General features: G+C 42.9%; 14 protein-coding genes. 12 read left to right on the plus strand and 2 right to left on the minus strand.

All coding sequences use genetic code 11. The features are described 5' to 3' along the window. Nucleotides 1–114 precede the first annotated feature (114 nt). The 3 genes from CCC71_RS02150 to CCC71_RS02160 all read left to right on the plus strand — a co-directional run bounded on the left by CCC71_RS02150 (nucleotide 115) and on the right by CCC71_RS02160 (nucleotide 4,056). Complete coding sequence (locus tag CCC71_RS02150) at nucleotides 115–1,359, plus strand: Nramp family divalent metal transporter (RefSeq protein ID WP_247239954.1); 1,245 nt, start codon at nucleotides 115–117, stop codon at nucleotides 1,357–1,359. A gap of 133 nt (nucleotides 1,360–1,492) precedes the next feature. Next, on the plus strand, nucleotides 1,493–2,530 hold the full coding sequence (locus CCC71_RS02155; RefSeq protein WP_021841524.1) for a LacI family DNA-binding transcriptional regulator: 1,038 nt from the start codon (nucleotides 1,493–1,495) through the stop codon (nucleotides 2,528–2,530). Nucleotides 2,531–2,614: 84 nt separating this feature from the next. Beyond that, nucleotides 2,615–4,056, plus strand: a protein-coding gene (locus CCC71_RS02160; protein ID WP_295245739.1) for an IS3 family transposase whose coding sequence is annotated in 2 segments (ribosomal slippage) — nucleotides 2,615–3,122 and nucleotides 3,122–4,056 — 1,443 coding nt in all. Because the reading frame shifts where the segments join, the coding sequence is not laid out codon by codon here. A 122-nt stretch (nucleotides 4,057–4,178) separates the two neighbouring features. On the opposite strand, the gene CCC71_RS02165 is transcribed toward CCC71_RS02160, so the two are convergent. After that, nucleotides 4,179–5,513, minus strand: coding sequence for an MFS transporter (locus tag CCC71_RS02165; protein ID WP_021841523.1), 1,335 nt, complete (start codon nucleotides 5,511–5,513; stop codon nucleotides 4,179–4,181). Between the two features lie 436 nt (nucleotides 5,514–5,949). On the opposite strand from CCC71_RS02165, the gene CCC71_RS02170 reads away from it, so the two are divergent. Continuing rightward, a complete protein-coding gene (locus CCC71_RS02170) occupies nucleotides 5,950–6,630 on the plus strand; it encodes a Crp/Fnr family transcriptional regulator (RefSeq protein ID WP_021841522.1) in 681 nt (226 codons plus the stop codon). Nucleotides 6,631–6,802: 172 nt separating this feature from the next. Here CCC71_RS02170 and CCC71_RS02175 read toward each other — a convergent pair whose 3' ends face one another. Beyond that, complete coding sequence (locus tag CCC71_RS02175; RefSeq protein ID WP_296332754.1) at nucleotides 6,803–8,218, minus strand: PepSY-associated TM helix domain-containing protein; 1,416 nt, start codon at nucleotides 8,216–8,218, stop codon at nucleotides 6,803–6,805. A gap of 247 nt (nucleotides 8,219–8,465) precedes the next feature. On the opposite strand from CCC71_RS02175, the gene CCC71_RS02180 reads away from it, so the two are divergent. The 8 genes from CCC71_RS02180 to CCC71_RS02215 all read left to right on the plus strand — a co-directional run bounded on the left by CCC71_RS02180 (nucleotide 8,466) and on the right by CCC71_RS02215 (nucleotide 20,796). Then, nucleotides 8,466–12,206 (plus strand): nitrate reductase subunit alpha, encoded by a 3,741-nt coding sequence (locus CCC71_RS02180; RefSeq protein WP_295247108.1) that lies wholly within the window; start codon nucleotides 8,466–8,468, stop codon nucleotides 12,204–12,206. Then, a complete protein-coding gene (gene narH / locus CCC71_RS02185) occupies nucleotides 12,196–13,677 on the plus strand; it encodes a nitrate reductase subunit beta (RefSeq protein WP_226974322.1) in 1,482 nt (493 codons plus the stop codon). The genes CCC71_RS02180 and narH overlap by 11 nt, the downstream gene beginning before the upstream one ends. Before the next feature lie 4 nt (nucleotides 13,678–13,681). After that, nucleotides 13,682–14,281 (plus strand): nitrate reductase molybdenum cofactor assembly chaperone, encoded by a 600-nt coding sequence (narJ, locus tag CCC71_RS02190; RefSeq protein WP_226974323.1) that lies wholly within the window; start codon nucleotides 13,682–13,684, stop codon nucleotides 14,279–14,281. Beyond that, nucleotides 14,278–14,940: a respiratory nitrate reductase subunit gamma gene (gene narI, locus CCC71_RS02195; RefSeq protein ID WP_021841517.1), complete on the plus strand. Its 663-nt coding sequence runs from the start codon at nucleotides 14,278–14,280 to the stop codon at nucleotides 14,938–14,940. Before narJ ends, narI begins: the two co-directional genes overlap by 4 nt. Before the next feature lie 717 nt (nucleotides 14,941–15,657). Further along, nucleotides 15,658–16,500, plus strand: coding sequence for a fumarate hydratase (locus CCC71_RS02200; RefSeq protein ID WP_021841516.1), 843 nt, complete (start codon nucleotides 15,658–15,660; stop codon nucleotides 16,498–16,500). A 21-nt stretch (nucleotides 16,501–16,521) separates the two neighbouring features. Then, nucleotides 16,522–17,088 (plus strand): Fe-S-containing hydro-lyase, encoded by a 567-nt coding sequence (locus CCC71_RS02205; RefSeq protein WP_006555916.1) that lies wholly within the window; start codon nucleotides 16,522–16,524, stop codon nucleotides 17,086–17,088. A 465-nt stretch (nucleotides 17,089–17,553) separates the two neighbouring features. Beyond that, nucleotides 17,554–19,650 carry a heavy metal translocating P-type ATPase gene (locus CCC71_RS02210; RefSeq protein WP_247240120.1) on the plus strand — a complete coding sequence of 699 codons (2,097 nt, stop codon included), beginning with the start codon at nucleotides 17,554–17,556 and terminating at the stop codon, nucleotides 19,648–19,650. Between the two features lie 189 nt (nucleotides 19,651–19,839). Next, entirely contained in the window at nucleotides 19,840–20,796 is a 957-nt protein-coding gene (locus CCC71_RS02215) for a magnesium transporter CorA family protein (RefSeq protein ID WP_021841514.1), read from the plus strand. Nucleotides 20,797–20,854: the final 58 nt, after the last annotated feature.

Raw genomic sequence — 20,854 nt, forward strand, 5'->3', positions numbered from 1 at the left:
TTTTGAAGAGCGGGTTAAAGATGTGAAAGTAGAGAGGATAACTGAATAGGTTTATCCTCTCTTTTCATGAGTTTGTACGGTGAATTTCCTAATTTATATATGGGAGATACAGCTATGGCTAATATAATGGTAGACGGAAAACCCGTTAGAAAATTAAGCTTTTGGGAATTGTTGAAGAAAGTAGGACCGGGCATTATTTTAACCGGAGTGGTTATAGGTCCTGGAAATATAACAATATCAGCTATGTTGGGGGCCAATTATGGTTACAGCATGATTTGGTTAATATTGCCGATTATTTTTATGGGAATCGCATTTATGATGACGGCATATAGGATTGGTATGTTAACCGGAATGCCGATTATTCATGCAATACGTCATTATTATGGAAATTGGGCTGCTATTATTGCCGGTATCGCTACTTTTTTGGCCTGTTTTTTCTTTACATTAGGGAATATTACAGGTACAGGTGCCGGGATGCAGTTAATTTTTAATATTAACTGGAAAATAGGTGCATTGATTATGTTAGTAATTTTGATGTATTGCTATTTTTCTAAAGGTGTTTACAATAAAGTCGAAAAAGGAATTTTAATTTGTATAGTAGCAATGATTATTGCTTTTTTTGCAACCTTAGTTTCAGTTGGCGGTCCTGATTGGGGAGAATTTGGGTATGGCTTATCTCATTGGACTGTGGCTGCTGGTAGTTTAGCTACAGCATTGGGGTATATTAGTACTAATGCATCAGTCACAGCCGGTGTTTATGGCACTTATTTAGGTCTAGAAAAGAAGTGGAAGAAAGAGGATTTGTTTAATGGTACTATGTTTGCTGACTCATTGGTACACATTATATCTGTGGTCTTGATTTCGGGTGCAATTGTATTAGTAGGCGCTATTGTATTACATCCGCAGGGCTTAGGAATTAAACAGCCAGCTCAGTTAGCTGATTTATTGGTTCCATTTATGGGTGATGCAGCTAAATATCTAATGGGCGTTGCTTTATTGGGTGCCGGGTTCTCCTCTTTGTTAGGGAATACACAACGAGGAATGGTTTTACTAAATGCCGGATTTGATAAACCAGTTGGCCTAGAGTCAAAACCTATAAAATGGGGGTGTTTAATCTGTATTGTAGTTGCAACAATTATTTGCTTCTTCTATAACGGATCTCCAACTCAATTGATTTTTATTGCTAATGTGGCTACTGCAATTGCGACACCGTTTGCGGGCCTATTTATGACATTGATGATTTTTCGTGATGATATTAATGAAGGATATGATAAACCACGGTTCTTGCAGTTTTCGATGTTGATTAGCTACTTGTTTGTGTTAGTTATTACTGGTTTTGCTGTTGCTAAAATGTTCTAATTTTTTTTACATTGAGTTATAATACTATTATATAAGTATTATTATTTTATTCTGTTAATGTTAATTTATTAAAGGTTGATATAAATATTGTGCTATATGATTTAAATGATCGTATTTTGGTTGAGGTAATATAATGTCGTATTCTATTGAAGATGTTGCTAATGAGGCCGGCGTTTCTATTGCAACCGTGTCTAGGGTAATAAATAACTCTAGCCATGCTGTTTCAGAAAAAACGAGAAAAAAGGTTGAAAAGGCAATAAAAAAACTTGATTATAAACCAAATATTTCGGCTCAAACATTACGTCAATCCTATACGAATGTAATTGCTTTTATTGCAAGAGATTTATCTGATGCTTATTACGGTGAAATGGCGAGAGGTATTACAGAAGCAGCTATAAGCAGAGGGGTTTTGTCTTTTGTTTGTAATACAGGGCGTAAGACAGATGATGAAATGCGTTATCATGAATTGTTTAATCAATATCGTATACGCGGTTTGATTTTGGGCGGTGGCGGCTTTGATACTGAGGCTTATAAGAACAATCTTCGAGATGAGGTAGAGAAGTATAAATCTCGTAACCTTAGAATCGTTGCATTAGCACCACAAGGTATTGAAATGGATTCAGTTATGATTGACAATTCTGAGGCTTCTAAGAAAATGACAGAGTATTTAGTGGATCATGGACATAAAAATATTTTGTACGTTGGAGGACCTGCTAATGTTTGTACCGTTAAGGAACGTTTAAAAGGGTTTAAATTAGTGTTACAAGAGCACAATATACCTATTAATAAGAAACTAATTATTCATACGGATAATACTTGGAAAGGCAGTTATGAAACTGTTAGTGAAGTATTAAAATCAGGGCATGAATTTACAGCAGTTTTTTGTGATAATGATAATGTGGCCTTAAGTGTGATGAGAGCTATTCAGGATTTTGGTCTGAGTGTGCCGGAAGATATTTCTGTAGTAGGTATGGGGGGGTTACCCAATAGTCAATATTCGTCTCCTCAACTAACCACAATAAAAATACCATTGTATGAGATTGGCGCAAAGGCTGTAGAAACGGTACTGACCACTAAAGATTATCCAAATACTGTTGAGAAACTTTTGTTTTCGACAGAGATTCGAGAAGGAAGTAGCGTAAAAAGCATTATTAGTAATGAAAATAAATAAAAAGAGTAGCCGTAACTTCAGATTACTGAACCGCCCCCTTAAAGTTAGACCTAAAAATCTAATTTTAAGGAGGTCGGTTTTTTCATGTCAAAATATAGTTTTAAATTTAAGCTAAAAGTTGTTACAGCATATTTAAATGGAGAAGGCGGTGGCAGAACTCTAGCAAAAAAATATGGAGTCAAATCATATTCTCAGGTCAAAAGATGGATAAAAAATTATCAAGCATTTGGTGTGGAAGGACTTAAAGAAAGAAAATCTAAGACTAAATATACTTCTGAGTTTAAGCAATCTGTGGTAGAGTTGTACTTAACAAGTATCTTATCTTATCAACAAATAGCTTTACAGTACGGAATTAATAATCCAACATTAATTGCTCGATGGAAATCAGAGTATATAAAAGATGGTGTAAATGCCTTTGTTGAACGACCTAAAGGACGGCCACCCACTATGAAGAAATCTGAGACTAAGCAATCCAAGCCTAAGAAACCTATACGTATTAGTCAAAAAGAACTATCTAAATTAACACCTGAGCAACAACGAATTTTAGAACTGGAAAAACAATTGCGCTATGCTCAAATAGAGAATGCCTATTTAAAAGAACTGAGGAGGCTGCGACTCGAGGAAGCTCGAGAAATGAAAAAATCGCAAGAATCATCAACGGCCTCCGAAGAGAGTTCACATTAAAGGAGATTCTTGCGGCATTAAATTTTCCTAAGGCTACTTATATGTATTGGCAAAAGAGGTTCACTCGTGAAGATCCAGATTTAGCAATAAAAATAGAAATTGAAGAGATTCGAAAAACCAATCCCAATTATGGATATAGACGGTTATTACCCTTATTAAAACTTAAAGGGATAGTAATTAATAAAAAGAAACTGCAGCGTATCATTAAAAAGTTTAAACTTCAAATTACTACATATTCTCGCAAAAGCAGAAAATACAACTCCTACAAAGGCAAAAAAGGTACGGTTGCTCCCAATCGAATTCACCGTAAATTTGAATGTATATACCCCCATCAAAAGATCACAACAGATACAACTGAATTCAAGTATTATGAGGTGGGAGCTGATGGAGAATTAATAACAAGAAAATTGTATTTAGATCCATTTATGGACCTATATAATCTTGAAATACTAAGTTTCAGTATTTCACCGGCACCTTCAGCATCTGGTATTTTAATGGCACAAAGAAAAGCTATTAAAATAACAGAGGATGCTAAATATAGACGAACATTTCACTCTGATCAAGGCTGGGCGTATCAAATGAAAGAATATCAAAGGCTCTTAAAGAATAATAATATCTTCCAGAGTATGTCCAGAAAAGGAAATTGCTATGACAATTCGCCTATGGAAAACTTCTTTTCAATTTTGAAGCAAGAAATGTATTATGGAAAAACATTTCATAGCTACAAGGAATTAGAAACAGCACTTACTCAATATATACTCTATTACAATGAAAAACGAATAAAAGAGAAGTTGAATTGGCTAAGTCCGGTAAAGTATCGCTTAAAGAATACAGTAGCATAAAAAATTCCGAGAAACCTATTCAGGCTTCTCGGAAATAAAAGTCTAACTTTTTGGGGTCACTACATACATCTGTCGTCAGGCTACTCTTTTTTTGGAAGTACAAAGTTTAAAGGTATAGGAGATTAACACTTCATGCCGGAACCCTTGCGGGCATAGAACCAATAGGTGATGACTATGGTCACGGCGATGAAGGCTAAAATTATATAGAACGCAGGCATTACCGATTCATAAGTGCTGTAGGCCCAACCGAAAACTTTCGGAATGAAGAAGGCCCCGTAAGCGCCCATGGCTGCGGTAAACCCCGTTACTAACGAAGATTGCATGCCGTCCGTAAAAATGTACGGAATCATGCGGAAGGATGCGCCCGTTTCAAAGCCTGTCATGAAGAACAAGAACAGGAAGGCGGCAAAGAAAAGTAAGAAGTTATGGCTGTTAATACCAATCATGATAACGATAGCGGCAAAGAACATGCCAATTAAGGAAAGCATGGTAATTTTGGTGCCGCTATTGATTTTATCGGCCAACCAACCGCCTACGGGACGAATGCCGGCGCCGATGAACGGGCCAAGAAACGCACCGTAAGCGAACGGAATTTCAGGGAATTCTTTATTTACCAAGAGGCTCAAAGCGACGGAGAAACCGATGAAGGAACCGAAGCCGCAGGTATAAATCCAGGTCATGAGCCAGGTGTGTTTATTGGTGAAAATACTCATCATGGAAGCGGGACTCTGTTTTGGTAATGGCAAGTTGTCCATGTATTTTACGATGAGACCCAAGGTGATGAGAATTTGAATAATACCCACATAGCAGGTATTTTGTAAGAAGATAATAGTGCCATCGTTCAAGGTTTGCGGCGACCCTACGAGTGGGGCAAAAACGGTCATGCCCATAACAATCGGCGCCATCAAGAAGATAATGGAAACGCCCAAGTTACCGATACCGGCGTTAATTCCGAGGGCTGTGCCTCGTTTTGAACGTGGGAAAAAGTGACCGATGTTGGCCATGGACGAGGAGAAGTTGGCACCTGCAATACCGAGTAAGGCCACATAGATGAAAAATGTTTCATACGAGGTTGTCGGATCTTGTAATGCCTCGGCGAGCCCCCAAAGCGGAATTAAGAGGAAGGCTGTTGCGACGAATGTCCAGTTACGCCCACCCAGAATGCCCGGCATATAGGTATAAATGAGTCGGCCCGTAGCGCCTACGAGACCCGGCATGGCTGCCAAGGTGAAGAGCTGCTCATCGGTAAAATGAAAGCCGATGGCATTAAGCTTTACGGCAATCGTTGACCATAATGTCCATACACAGAAGGAAAGGGTCAAAGCGATTGTAGAAACGATTAAGTTTTGATTCGCGATTTTTTTACCATATTGATTCCAAAACTGTTCGTTGTCCGGATTCCATTGTGCCAGGATTTCGCGGCGACTAAGTTTTGGGGCGGCAGTTGTTGCTGACATGCTTACACTCCTTTGTTACAGTAATGTGAAAATCAGTCGGTATCTACTCGCTCGATATAGATAACGGCTATTATCAACATGACAATTTTGGCTTTATATAAGGCTGTAGCAAGTTGATTTATTTCAGGATACAGTCATGGTCATAAAGCGTGTCTAATTGGAGTATAGGAAAAATATTCGATTTTGTATGTGACAAATATCACTGAAAAGTAAGATTCTGTGAAAAAGGATGTTTTTTAAAAAACTCAAATCAAATTAATCATGTCTTTGTAAGGTGGAATTCAAGATGAAAATTGTGCAATTTGTAGAATACTTGCATTTAAGCCTATATGTGGCACTAAATATATAACTTTAGATATATAGTGTGCTATAATAGAATAGATAATGCTTTAGGGAAAGGGCGTTTTAACGATAGATTATAACTGAGGTGCTACGTATGAAGTATACGTTTGATATGGTAAAAGACTTGCGCGCGTTTCGCGATATTGATGAAGCGGATTTCAAAACACTGTTGCAAACGGTGGGCGCTTTTACGAAGAAAATTAAAAAAGGCGGTTATATTACGCTGGCCGATGAAGAGGTGCCTTGTGTGAGCGTGATTCTGAAAGGCACGGTTCACATGATGAGTGAAGATATTTGGGGTAATCGGTCGATTTTGGTGTTTATGAATCGCGGCGATTTGTTCGGTGAATCCTTTGCGTGCAGTTCGAATCAGGTCTCGCTGGTTAATTTTTATGCCGCTTCCGATGTGACCGCTTTGTATATTCCGTTCGATAAATTATTATCCTTGTCGGCTAATGATTTGGGGGCGTATCGTCAATTGGTACAGAATATTATGACTCTTGTGGCCGATAAGAATGTGCGAATTTTGCAAAAGCTGGAAATCGTGTCTAAGCGTAACTTACGCGATAAGCTGATGGCTTATTTTTCTTATATGGCCAAGGTTTGGGGCAGCATGGAATTTGATGTACCCCTAGGGCGTGTAGCGCTCAGCGAGTATCTCTGTGTGGACCGCAGTGCGTTGACCAGGGAATTATCGCGTATGCAGGATGACGGTTTAATTGAATTTGAAAAAAATCATTTTAAAATTTTGGCGCCGGCCGATTCATTGACTTAAAGGTTTAGACTCTATACGTATAAATTGAAAATCGATTAGTATTACGAAATTAAAATAGTGTAATACTCAGACTAGCGTTAAAGACAAGAGAGCGAACGAATAATTCGTCGCTCTCTTGTCGTTTTTGGAAGAAAATAAAGGGAAAGTCATACTATATATGAAGGGGTCAGCGTTATTTTTTAGCCAAGACATACACCATATCAATAAGTGGCAAGATTAAAGCTATTAAAGCAATTTCGTTATGATGCGGAATCCCCGTGAGTGGTATAAACATGCCAATTAAAGTCAGTCCGCCCCACACGATTGGACGGGTCCAAGTGCGACCTTGATTTGCTTCTGGCATAATAGTAGCAGTAGCAATGGGCGTTTTAGTCCAGCTGTTCCACTTCCTCCACCGTTGGAACGTCAATAAAGCACCGAATAAGGAAGCCACACTTAAGATAACCATCCAGATAGCCCATACGATTTTAAGAGCTATCGTATTATGATTGTGAATGTGCAAGTTAATAAGCGTAGTTAAACCGGTAAAATACCATGGAATCGGCTGCGAATAGAAATGATCTTTTTGTGCGTTTTCATAAATATTGGCATATACCGGCTGACCTAAGAATAAAGCCGGATCATCGTCATTTTCACGACCAAGGTAGAATGTATAATGACCACCATTGAAGCGGGATGGATAATCCATGGAGATTAACAGTTGCCCCGGGAAGCGGGACTGAACTTTTGCGATGGCTTCCGATGGCGTTAAGATATCGGATTTTTCGGTACTTAATTCGATTTTGGCATTGGCAGCAACTTCTTTATTGTAGTTGTCGTTTAAGATGAAGAACGTAGCGACACCGGTACCGGTAATGCTGAGGAGAAACCCGAAAATGGCCGTTAACATCATTAGTTCACGATGCAAATTACTGATGCGATTGCGTATAGATTCTTTGAACATTCTAGGAGCAATAGCCGCATTGTTATTTTCAATTGCTAAGCTACAGGTAGAGCCGATAGCAGATGTTACGATAGGTTGACTTTTCAATCTGGCTCTACGTAGGCGAGCTGCTTTTGAAAACGGCCCATATAGGAAAGCGCCGCTTACAACAGCAATACCGCAAATAAAGGAAATAATGCCAATGAGATATAAGCCAAGGCGGTTTAAGGCGAGACGTGTATGCAATTCGTGGATAATATGCATGGTCGTACGAAGCGGTGTGGCCGTAACCTTGCCGCTTTGCGGAGCCGTGAGCCGCTGGCTGTGCGGATTATAAATAATATAATCGCCACCCATCCCCATACGGGCACGCGGTTCGTGAGTATTGTTTTTGTCAATAATACGATATCTCAATAAATGCGAGCCCATCGCCGGCGAAATATTTAAGATTTCTTTGTCGGGATATTTTTGTGTAAATTGAGCGGTGCCTTTATCGGCTCCGTCCCAAAGCGTGTTGATATTCATCGGGGCGGCGCCCATAGTATGCGAACCTTGAATTTCTGCTCTGAATAAGAGAATTAACCCGGTGATGCAGAGTAGGAAGAAAAATAGAAATGAAAATATACTAAGGTACTTATGTAGCTTATATATGGTTGACGTATTCATAACAAGACTCCTTTCTTTGCCATTTTAGTCCTCTAAAGACCAGCTTTCAAGGTTTTATGATTCTACATGAAAATTACTCATAAGTAGATTGTGCCAAGACTTTAATATGTAAAATCGCCAATCAAAAACTTTGATATATTCCTTAACTAAATGTCCCTTTGGATTAATTTTATCGATATATGTGATATAAATCACACACCCAAAAACGTTCCTTTGGTATTCTGAAGATAACAAGGAGGGACAACGCATGAATACGTTTTTTAAAAAAATTTCCTATCTAATACCTAAAAATAAAAGTGAATCAGGTCATCAAGCGGAGTATCAAGGCGGCCGTGACTGGGAATCCATGTATCGTAACCGTTGGTCGTATGACAAAGTGGTGCGCTCCACGCATGGCGTAAACTGCACCGGTTCCTGCAGTTGGAATGTTTTTGTCAAAAACGGTATCGTGACGTGGGAAAATCAGAATCATGATTATCCTGAAACAAGTCCTGATATGCCTGACTTCGAACCGCGCGGCTGTCCGCGTGGTGCTTCGTTCTCCTGGTATATGTACAGCCCGTTGCGCGTGAAATATCCGTACGTTCGCGGTGAATTGGCGGATATGTGGCGCGAAGCCAAAAAAGAACATCCGAACGCGTTAGAAGCGTGGAAATCTATCGTGACGGACCCTGAGAAAACTAAACGCTATAAGTCCGCCCGCGGTATGGGTGGTTTTGTCCGTTCTACCTGGGATGAAGCGTCTGAAATTGCGGCCGCTTCCATGCTTTACACGGTGCAGACCTACGGTCCGGACCGCAACTTCGGCTTTTCGCCGATTCCGGCCATGTCCATGCTAAGTTATGCCGCCGGTGCCCGTTTCATGAATCTCATGGGCGGTGCTTGCCTCAGCTTCTATGACTGGTATGCCGATTTGCCGCCGGCCAGCCCGCAGGTATGGGGCGAACAGACCGACGTGCCGGAAAGTAGTGATTGGTACAATGCCGGTTACATCATTACTTGGGGTTCTAACGTACCGCAAACCCGTACGCCGGATGCTCACTTCCTCACCGAAGTTCGCTACAAAGGCACCAAAGTTTTTTCCGTTTCACCGGACTACGCGGAATCTACCACGGCCGCCGATACATGGCTCAATGTAAAAGCCGGCTCTGATGCGGCGCTCGCCATGGCCATGGGTCATGTTATTTTAAAAGAATACTACGTCGACAACCAGACGCCGATGTTCCTCGACTACGCCAAACGTTATACGGACTTCCCATTCCTCGTTCGTTTGGATGAAAAAGACGGCAAGTTCACGGCCGGTCATTTCTTGACGGCCAAAGACATGGGCGATTTGTCGCAACATAGCGAATTTAAATATTATGTGCTCGATGAAAAGAGTGACAAATTAGTTATTCCTAACGGCCAGATGGGCCATCGCTGGGGTGACAAAACAAAATGGAATTTAAAACTCGAAAATAGTGAAACCGGCGAACCTATCAGTCCTAAATTATCTTTCATTGATGAAAAGGATGATTTAAAAACCGTAACCTTACCGTTCTTCGGTCATTTGGACAATACGGCTACCTTATCCCGTCGCGTGCCTGTTAAACGCATGAAGACGGCTGACGGTGAAGTATATGTGACCACTGTTTACGACTTACTCTTAGCCAACTACGGCGTTGACCGCGGCCTCGGCGGCGAAGTGAATGCCGACTATGAAAGCGATACACCGTTCACGCCGGCTTGGCAGGAAAAATATACCGGTATCAAACCGGACATGGTGATTCACACGGCGCGCGAATTTGCGGACAATGCCATTGCTACCAAAGGTCGCTCCCTCATCATCATGGGCGGCGGTATCAACCACTGGTTCCATGCGGACATTATTTATCGTGCCGTATTGAATCTTGTGCTCTTCTGTGCTTGCGAAGGTAAAAACGGCGGCGGTTGGGCTCACTATGTAGGTCAGGAAAAACTACGTCCTGCCGAAGGTTGGGGCGCTATCATGACGGCAAAAGACTGGCAGCCGGTACCGCGTTTGCAAAACGGTACGTCCTTCTTCTACTTCGCTACCGACCAATGGCGCAGCGACGAAATGGACACCAATGATTTAACGTCTGCTCTCGTAGAGCCGCGTTATCGCCATGTAGGCGACTACAATGTATTGGCGGCCCGCTTGGGTTGGTTGCCGTCCTATCCGACGTTTAAAACAAGCAGTGCCGATATTTATAAAAATGCTGCTAAGGCGGGTTACACTGAATTTGGCGATGTAAAGAATTTCGTAGCGCAGCAGCTTAAAAATAAAGAGTTGGAATTTGCCGTACAGGATCCGGATGCACCGGAAAACTTCCCGCGCAACCTCATTGTATGGCGTGCCAACCTGATTACGTCGTCCTCTAAGGGCCACGAATACTTTATGAAACATTTACTCGGTACGAAAGACGGCCTCCTCGAATCGGATACGCCGGCTGTTAAACCGACCGAGATTAAATGGCGTGAAGAAGCGGGTAAGGGTAAACTCGATTTGCTCATTGACCTCGATTTCCGTATGGCCGGTTCCGCCCTCTATTCGGATATTGTGTTGCCTACCGCCACCTGGTATGAAAAAACCGACTTATCTTCTACCGACATGCATCCGTTCGTGCATCCGTTCCAGCCGGCCGTAGATCCGGGTTGGGAAGCTAAAACGGACTGGGATATTTTCCTTACCTTAGGCCAGGCCGTTTCCAAATTGGCTAAAGAAGTAAATATGCCGGTATACCGTGATATCGTAGCGACACCGTTAGGACACGACTCGGAAGCGGAACTTGCTCAGCCGGGCGGTCTTGTGAAAGATTGGAGCCGCGGTGAATGTGAACCGATTCCGGGCAAAACGATGCCGCAGCTCGTCGAAGTGGAACGCGATTATACGCGTATTTTTGAAAAACAACGTGCCTTAGGGCCAAACTTGGCTGACGGCACAGTAGGTGCTCACGGTATTGCCGTTAACATCGCTGAACAATACGAAGAGCTGAAAGCGCGTAACGGTGTGATTCGCAGTCGTGCGCAAGGTTCTACCGCTCCTGAAGGGGCTACCGACGGAGCCGGTCATGTGATTTCCACAACTGATGACGTAGGGGCCGGTTGCCCATCTATTGAAGATGCCTACCAAGCTTGTCAGGCCGTTTTGACCATGTCGTCCGCAACGAATGGCGCCGTAGCGCATAAGAGCTGGGCGAAGGCGGAAGAATTGACCGGTCTTAAAGACTTAACCAAAATGACGGGCGGTCGCAGCGGTGAACAGATTACCTTTGAAGATATCGTAGCGCAACCGCGCCTCGTTATCAGCACCCCGATTTTCACGGGTAATGGTAAAGATAATCGCCGTTACACGCCGTTTACGAATAATGTGGAACTCCTCATGCCGTTCCGCACGATTACGGGCCGTCAGTCCTACTTCCTCGACCATGACATCATGGCGGAATGGGGCGAACAGATGGCTACTTTCAAACCGATTTTGGCGTATGCACCAATGCGTGAAAGCTTGCCGAATGACGGCATTCCGGAAATTACACTTAAATACTTAACGCCGCACAACAAGTGGAGTATTCACAGTATGTACTTTGATACGCCGCATATGTTGACCTTGTTCCGCGGCGGCCAATCCGTATGGCTCAACGAAGATGATGCCAACGAAATCGGCGTGGCCGACAATGATTGGATTGAATTATATAACAGCAATGGTGTGGTGGCCTCCCGTGCCGTAGTAACACCGCGTATTCCGCGCGGCCTCGTTTACATGCACCATGCGCAGGATCGTCACATCAACGTGCCGGGCACCTCGCTCACGGGCGGTCGTGGCGGTACACACAATACGCCGACACGTATTCACATGAAACCGACCCATATGATTGGGGGCTACGGACAATTGAGTTATGGGTTTAACTATTACGGACCTACCGGTAATCAGCGCGACATGCTTGTGGTAGTGCGTAAGATGAAGGAGGTTGATTGGCTTGAAGATTAAAGCACAAATTTCGATGGTCATGAATTTAGATAAATGTATCGGTTGTCATACTTGCTCGATTACTTGTAAAAACACGTGGACCAACCGCGAAGGTGCGGAGTACATGTATTTTAACAATGTGGAAACAAAACCGGGCATCGGCTATCCGAAACATTGGGAAGACCAGAACCGTTGGAAGGGTGGCTGGATTCTAAAAGATGGTAAACTGCAGCTCGCTACGGGCTCTAAGGGCAACCGTCTGATGAAACTCTTTTTCCATCCGGAACAGCCTGAGCTGAAAGACTATTTCGAGCCATGGACCTATGATTATGAAACCTTGATTCATTCCAAACGTAAAAACAATCAGCCGGTGGCGCGTCCCCGCTCTTTGATTACGAAGGAAAAAATGGAAATCGAATGGGGCCCTAACTGGGAAGATGATTTAGCCGGCGGTAATACGGCCCGTGCCGATGTGAACCTTCAAAAAATAGGCCAAAACATCGCCCTTGATTTCCACGATATTTTTATGAAATACTTGCCGCGCCTTTGCAATCACTGCTTGAATCCGGCCTGTGTGGCGGCTTGTCCGTCCGGCGCCATCTACAAACGTGACGAAGACGGCGTAGTCCTCATCTCGCAAGATGTGTGTCGCGGTTGGCGTCATTGTGTGCCTGCTTGTCCGTATAAAAAGATTTATTATAACTGGCAGACCAATAAGGCTGAAAAATGCGTATTCTGTTACCCTCGTTTGGAAAACGGATTGCCGCAGATTTGTGCCGATACCTGCGTCGGTCGCATGCGCTATGTAGGCGTGTTACTCTACGATATGGATAAAGTGGAAGCGGTGGCATCGACGGAAAATCCGCAAGAGATTTATGATAATATGCTTGATGTGTTGCTTGACCCGCATGATCCGGCCGTAGCGAAAGCGGCTAAAGAACAGGGCATCCCTGACAACTGGATTAAAGCGGCTAAAGAATCGCCCGTATTCCGCCTCATTAAAGAATGGCAAATTGCGTTGCCGCTTCATGCAGAATATCGTACGGTACCGATGGTATGGTATGTGCCGCCAATGAGCCCGATTTTACATAAAGATGCGGCGTCGGTACATTTCCCTGAAGCGGAAGCAATGCGTATTCCGGTAGCTTATTTGGCACAGATTTTCTCTGCCGGCAATGAAGATGTTATCCGCCGTGTGCTTAATACCTTGCTTGATTTGCGCCGTTACATGCAGCAGCGTACCCGCGGTGAAGCAACAACTGAATTTGATACTAAATATGGTGAGCACACGCTCTATGATATGTATCGTTTGCTTGGCATTGCCAAATACCGCGATCGTTATCGCATTCCGGCCGGCGTCAATGCAACGCAGGAAGAAAAACGCTTGCATCAAGGCGTAGGTGGTTTCAGCGATTGTGCCTTCGGTGGTTGCAGCGGTTCCGCTCCGAGTGCTTCCGGTTGTAACGGTTGTGCCGGAGGTGGCCATGAGTAACTCTATGGAAACAAAAAATCAAACTGCAAATCAAACAAAGCTGAATCAAATGGCGGAGGGTCAAGTTTTGTCGGATCAAACTGCCTTGGATAAGGAAGCTTTGCAATTGAGTGCCTATTTATTGAGCTATCCTTCGGCCGAGTGGCGTGAAGCTTTGACGGACGTGCAAGCGGCGTGGCGTGCTTGGCCGGATAGCCCCTTAAAAGAAAGTCTCGGGGCGGTGCTTGATTATATCAGTAGTGAACAGGCACGCGAATACGAGGACGAATATGTGCGCGTCTTTGATTTCAGCAGTAATACCAATATGTATTTGACGTCCTATGATGCCACTAATGCGGAAGAACAGGCGTCGGAGTTATTGGAATATAAAGCTTTTTTTCAAAAACACGGTTATGACATTGCTCGCGAGTTGCCGGATTATGTGCCGGCCATCCTCGAGCTGTGCAGTACTTTAGAACCTGTGGAAGCGTTGGAGATTTTACAACATGGCAAAGAAGCCTTGGCAACGCTTCGTCAACGACTTATTGACGGTAAGCAGGTGCATGCTTTCGTGCTTGATGTAGTATTACAAATTGTAGAACGTTGGGAGGGAACTTTAGGATGAGTGAATTTGTTTGGGTCGCCTTGCCCTATCTTGCGTTTACCTTTTTAGTATTCGGTTCGGCCGTTCGTTACACCGTGTCGGAACGGACATGGACCACGAAATCCAGTGAGTTTTTGGAGAAAAAACAGCTTCGCATTGCCGGTCCTTTATTCCATTTTGCTTTACTCCTCGTGTTCTTGGGGCATGTAGGAGGCATCTTGGTGCCGCAGGAAGTGACGGAAATGTTTGGCATTGACGAGCATCTCTATCACATGGGGGCGCTATACATCGGTGGGGTAGCGGGGATTTTATTGGTGGTAGGCTTCTTACTCCTTATGAAACGCCGTTTTACATCGGTGTACATGAAAGTCAATACATCGTCAATGGACGTGTGGCTCTTCTTGTTCTTGGGTCTTACCATTTTGACGGGTTTTGCCGGTACCATGCTCAACGCCGACGGTGCTTTTAACTATCGTGAATACATCGGACCTTGGTTCCGCAGCTTGCTCATTATGCAGCCGAAACCGGAATTGATGCTGAATATTCCGATGATGTTTAAGGTTCACATGTTCTCATGGATGGCGGTTTGCTTTATCTTCCCGTTCAGCCGTTTGGTGCATTGCCTGAGCTTCCCGTTCCTTTACTTGTGGCGCAGTGCCATCGTGTATCGCCGTCGCTAGTAGATGGGTGTAATAGCGTATTACTGTCGCTAGTAGATGCTTGTAATAGCGTATTACATATATAGTTATATATAGTAAAATACAATCAGAGGTCTCCGTGTGTGGAGGCCTCTTTTTTATGAAGTTAATGATTAATTTAGTGAATAGGCTATACCGATTGTGAATAGGTGTCCGTAAAACGTAAAAAAATGGGTTGGATTGTTCGGATTTTTTGTTTGTTGAGCGTCAAAAATTAGAAAATAAAATATATAATTGGTAATTATTATCATTAAAAAGAGACTTTGGTTCAAATTGCAGGACTTGAGTTTTTAGAAAAATTAATGGTAAGATGCGTATTTACCACAAAAAGTTATCTTCTGAATTGGAAGTGTGTACAGAAAAAACGAATGTGCTTAACACAAAAATATAAAGGTTTATGCATTGATTTAGAAGAGGGGGTATATAAAAGACTAATGTTTCCGCGGATGGGATTTTTAGAGCGCTTTTGAATGTATATTCTATGCATATTAATACCTGAATATGACAAAACAAGTGTACTTTTAGTATATCGATTGTCAACGAAGTGCGATTAGAATCGCAATAATTGATATTTTGCGAAAAGTTCTCAATAGACATAAATACTTGATTAAACTGCATAGACCGCGTTTGAAAGCCCTCTTGATGTGTGCTATGATTAAGTCATCAGAAAATCTCGTTTTAAGTTGAGGAGGGATTACTTTGCGTACTATCGACGTAGCAAAAGTGACGGAAACAGTAGCCCAAATGTGTAAAAATGCGGCTTACTATTTACCACAAGACGTATATGAAGGTTTAAAAGCCGGTCGTGAAACAGAAAAATCTCCGGTTGGTTGTGTTGTATTAGACCAAATCATTAAAAATGCCGAAATCGCTCGTGAAGAAGATCGCCCTATCTGCCAGGATACCGGTTACACCATCGTATTCTTGGAAGTAGGTCAGGACGTTCACTTCGAAGGTGGCGACTTACAGCAAGCTGTTCAAGACGGCGTTGCTAAAGGTTATGTAGAAGGTTACTTACGTAAATCCGTAGTGGCAGAACCTTTATTTAACCGTAAAAACACCGGTAACAACACTCCTTGTATCATTTATACAAGCATCGTTCCTGGCGACAAAGTTAAAATCGACATGGAACTTAAAGGTTTCGGTTCCGAAAATAAATCCGGCGTAAAAATGTTGGTACCTGCTGATGGCGTTGAAGGCGTTAAAAATGCCGTTATGGAAATCGTTAAAAAAGCCGGCCCTAACCCATGCCCTCCAATGGTTCTTGGTGTTGGTATCGGCGGTACTATGGACTATGCAGCATTACTTTCTAAAAAAGCATTGCTTCGTTCTACTAAAAAACGCAACGATATGCCTGAATATGCTAAATTAGAAGAAGAATTGTTGGAAATGATCAACAAAACAGGTATCGGACCTCAGCTTGGTGGTACCACTACAGCATTAGCAGTTAACATCGAATGGGCCGCTACCCATATTGCCGGTCTTCCTGTAGCCGTGACAATTTGCTGCCATGCAAGCCGTCATGCCGAAGAAATTCTTTAATTCAAGGGGAGGAAGATAACAATGGCTGAATCAAAAACAATCCATATTACGACACCTTTAACTGAAGAAGTGTCCAGAACATTAAGAGCCGGCGACAGTGTATTGATTACCGGTAAAATCTACAGCGCTCGTGATGCTGCTCATAAAGTTATGACTGAAGCATTGGCACGTGGCGAAGAACTTCCTATCGATTGGCACGACAAAATCGTTTACTATCTTGGACCATCCCCTGCAAAACCAGGCGACCCAATCGGTGCAGCCGGCCCTACAACTTCCGGTCGTATGGACGCTTACACCCCAACAATGCTTGATCAGGGTATCAAAGGCATGGTAGGTAAAGGTTCCCGCTCCAAAGAAGTTGTTGAATCCATGAAGAAAAATGGTGTAACTTACTTCGCAGCAGTTGGCGGCGCCGCTTCCTTAATTGCTAAATCCATTAAAGACTACAAAGTTATTGCTTACGGTGACTTAGGTCCTGAAGCTTTGGCTGAATTGACTGTTGAAGATTTCCCTTGCATCGTAGTTATCGATAGCGAAGGTAACGACTTCTACAAAATCGGTCAAGAACCTTATCGTCAAGAAGACTAATTAGTATTAGTCAGCTAAACGGATAGTAGTATCCGTTCCAATCTAATGATATATATAACTGAGGGACCGCCCGACCGTAAGGGCGGATCCGCTCAGCTGTATAATGTAACATATACTTGCATTCCAACAAAAAAGTAGTTACACGTTAAAACACGGCTTTTATAGCTGTGTTTTTTTGTTTTATCTAAAAATAGTAGGAATAGTCTCTCATATATTCTTCTTTATGCTGATTGCTACATATATCTAATTGTTATAGCCGGTATTTTTATATTGACAAGGCTGATGAAAGAATCTATAATTAAATTATAGAAACATATGAATAGTTGTTCATATGTTTGCGGAACAGATTTTTACAGTTAAAAATCCGGGTATTTAGAGTAGTGTTAGCCGTAAAAGCTAACCGCAGGAATAGTGTAAGTATTTAGTGTAAGTGGCATACGTATATAGTAGAGGTGAGAAACAGCAATGGAACGCATTTTATTACTTAAAAATTTAACATGTGCGAATTGTGCGGCCAAGATCGAAGACAAGATTAAAAAAATGGAAACAGTAAGTGCTGCATCGTTTTCCGTAGGGACGCAACAATTGCGAATTACGTCCACAGTTCCCGACACCAATGATTTGATTACCGAAATTCAAGGTGTTTGTGATTCTATTGAAGATGGTGTAGAAGTACAGCTCTACGAACGTAAAACTAAGGGGGCTCATGATCATCACGACCATGACCATGCTCACGGCGGCGGTCTGGTAAGCATTATTATCGGGGTTGTGGTGATGCTCGTATACTCCTTTGTAGACGGCATTCCGGAAGACATTGCCTTTGGTGTACTTCTTGCGACCTACTTATTACTTGGTTGGGGTGTTTTATGGAATGCTATTAAAAACATCGGTTCCGGCCAAGTTTTTGATGAAAACTTTCTCATGAGTGTGGCCACTTTGGGGGCCGTAATTATCGGAGAAATGCCGGAAGCGGTAGGGGTTATGCTCTTCTATCGTATCGGTACCTATTTTGAAGAAAAAGCAACGGCCAGAAGTCGTAGCGCTATTATGGATGCTATCGATATGCGTCCGGAACAAGTTCGCTTGGTAGATGAAGCAGGTCAGTCCAAAGTAGTAAGCCCTGAAGAAGTTCGCATCGGTCAGACTATCGAAGTAATAGCCGGCGAACGTATTCCGCTCGACGGTACCGTAATTGAAGGGACTACACGTATCGATACAGCGCCGGTTACGGGTGAACCGGTTCCGGTACAAGTCAAACCGGGCAGTGAAATTTTATCCGGCTGTATCAATCAGAGTGGCCGCATCTTGATGCGCGTTGATAAAGAATTAAAAGACTCTATGGTTACGCGTGTGCTTGATGCTGTTGAAAATGCAGCCGCTACCAAACCTCGTATCGACCGTTTTATTACGCGTTTTGCTCGCGTGTATACCCCAACCGTAGTATTGTTAGCCGCTTTGGTAGCCGTAATCCCATCCTTAATTACCGGTAACTGGAATTACTGGGTATATACCGCTTTAACATTCTTGGTTATCAGTTGTCCATGTGCATTGGTACTCAGCGTACCGCTCGCTTTCTTCTCCGGCATCGGTCGCGGGTCCAGAACGGGCATCCTTTTTAAAGGCGGTTTGTCCATGGAAGCATTGCGTAATATTAAAGCGATTGCTATGGATAAAACAGGTACCTTGACTACCGGCGAATTTGCGGTACAGTCTATTACAACAGCTGAAGGTTTTGACGAAGTAGACATATTGGCTAAGGCAGCGGCCTTAGAAGTACGTTCCTCTCATCCGGTAGCGGTAAGTATTGCCAATGAAGCTAAAAAACGCAATGTTCAGTTAGCAGAAGTTGTTGATCTCGAAGAATTGTCCGGTCGTGGTATGACCGGTGTGGTAAATGGTGTTAAAGTAGCCGTTGGTAATCGTCGTTTATTCAACGAATTACAAATTACAGGTTACGGTGAACCTGCCGATTACGGTAGCGAAGTATTGGTAGCCCTTGACGGTCAATATGCAGGCACAATCTTGATTGCCGATGCTTTGAAAGAAGATACTAAATCAGCTGTGGCAGAACTTGCCAAACGCGGTTTGCGCACGATTATGCTGACCGGTGACACTCAAGCGGGTGCCCGGTACATGGCGAAAGAAGCCGGTATTGATGACGTTCGTGCCGAATTATTGCCGGTAGATAAATTAAGTGTTATGAAAGAACTTCGTGAAACATACGGTTCCACCATGTTCGTAGGTGACGGTATCAATGACGCCCCTGTATTGGCCGGTGCCGACGTGGGCGGTGCCATGGGCAGCGGTGCCGATGCGGCCATTGAAGCAGCCGATGTAGTGTATATGCGTCCCAGTATCAGCGCTGTAGTTGAATCAATTCGCATTTCCTCAAACACGATTTCTATTGCATGGCAGAACGTAGTCGTAGCGTTAGGGGTTAAAATCCTCGTTATGATTATGGGGCTCTTCGGCTTTGCCAATATGTGGGTGGCCGTATTCGCCGATACGGGTGTTTCCATTCTCTGCATTTTAAACTCCATTCGTATTTTATATAAAAAATAATAAGGTTTTCAAAAACGTTTAGAATGCGTTGATGAACGCCTCATACGGTAAAATCGCTCTTGGGAAAAGACAAAACAGTCAGGTTCTTTCAAGAGCGATTTTTTCTTATAAATTACCCGATTCAACACTTGACGAACCTCTTCTTTGTTGGATATGATGAAGTATAAGCTAATGAATGGGAGGTGGCGTATGCTCACGGTATATACACATGACGAAGGCGAGCTTGTATCGGACTTAACGGTAGCCGATGCGGGTAAGGGCTCGTGGATTAATTTGGTGAATCCGGACCCCGATGAGCTATCGCTCGTCAATATTATGACGGAAATCCCTACGGACGTTTTGAAAACAGCTTTGGATACGGAAGAACGTTCGCACGTGGAAATTGAAGAAAATTACATTTTTGTTGTTATCAATATTCCGGCATTGCGCGGTAGCGACAGCTATGATACAGTGCCGCTCGGTATATTTTTGACACCTGATTTCTTCATCACCGTGTGTCTTGAAGAATCGGATGTGTTATATCCGTTTATAAACAATCAAGTTGCTACGTTTTATACCTTTAAAAAAACACGTTTCTTGTTCCAGATAATGTATCGCACAGCGACTTTGTTCTTGCGTTATTTGCAACAAATTAACCGCCGTACGGACGACATTGAAATTCAATTGCGTCATACGACTAAAAATAAGGACTTTTTCCAACTGTTGGAATTACAGAAATCCATGACCTATTTTACGTCCGCTTTGAAAACAAACGGCACCGTAATGGAGCGTATTTTGCGCCTCCGTAGTCATGAAGATGTCCGTCATTTGCTTAAAATGTATGAAGAAGACGAAGATTTATTGGAAGACGTTATTATCGAAAACAAGCAGGCTATTGAAATGGTTGAGATGTATTCAAATATTCTCATGAATATGATGAACGCCTTTACTTCCATTATTTCCAATAACTTGAACTTAGTGATGAAACTCTTGGCCGGTGTAACGATTATCTTATCCGTACCGACCTTGATTTTCAGTTTGTGGGGCGTTAACGTACCCGTTCCATGGGCTGAATCGGGTGCCGAAGGGTTTCCTTTTGTAATCGGTATTGCCGCGGTGGTTACGTTCATTGTAGGCCTGCTACTTTGGAAAAACGACTTTTTATAAGTTAATGTATGTATGTCTGCGCGGCTCAACCATGGGCTCACGCAGACTTTTTTTGTAA

It is taken from the genome of Veillonella sp. LMAG:90 (genome assembly GCF_008679445.1).
Lineage (GTDB): Bacteria > Bacillota > Negativicutes > Veillonellales > Veillonellaceae > Veillonella_A.

Coding starts and splice junctions, on each gene's coding strand:
- CCC71_RS02150 (WP_247239954.1), top strand. CDS start 115: ATGGCTAATATAATGGTAGACGGAAAACCCGTTAGAAAATTAAGCTTT.
- CCC71_RS02165 (WP_021841523.1), bottom strand. CDS start 5,513: ATGTCAGCAACAACTGCCGCCCCAAAACTTAGTCGCCGCGAAATCCTG.
- CCC71_RS02210 (WP_247240120.1), top strand. CDS start 17,554: ATGGAACGCATTTTATTACTTAAAAATTTAACATGTGCGAATTGTGCG.
- narJ (WP_226974323.1), top strand. CDS start 13,682: ATGGAAACAAAAAATCAAACTGCAAATCAAACAAAGCTGAATCAAATG.
- CCC71_RS02175 (WP_296332754.1), bottom strand. CDS start 8,218: ATGAATACGTCAACCATATATAAGCTACATAAGTACCTTAGTATATTT.
- CCC71_RS02180 (WP_295247108.1), top strand. CDS start 8,466: ATGAATACGTTTTTTAAAAAAATTTCCTATCTAATACCTAAAAATAAA.
- CCC71_RS02155 (WP_021841524.1), top strand. CDS start 1,493: ATGTCGTATTCTATTGAAGATGTTGCTAATGAGGCCGGCGTTTCTATT.
- CCC71_RS02205 (WP_006555916.1), top strand. CDS start 16,522: ATGGCTGAATCAAAAACAATCCATATTACGACACCTTTAACTGAAGAA.
- CCC71_RS02170 (WP_021841522.1), top strand. CDS start 5,950: ATGAAGTATACGTTTGATATGGTAAAAGACTTGCGCGCGTTTCGCGAT.
- narI (WP_021841517.1), top strand. CDS start 14,278: ATGAGTGAATTTGTTTGGGTCGCCTTGCCCTATCTTGCGTTTACCTTT.
- CCC71_RS02215 (WP_021841514.1), top strand. CDS start 19,840: ATGCTCACGGTATATACACATGACGAAGGCGAGCTTGTATCGGACTTA.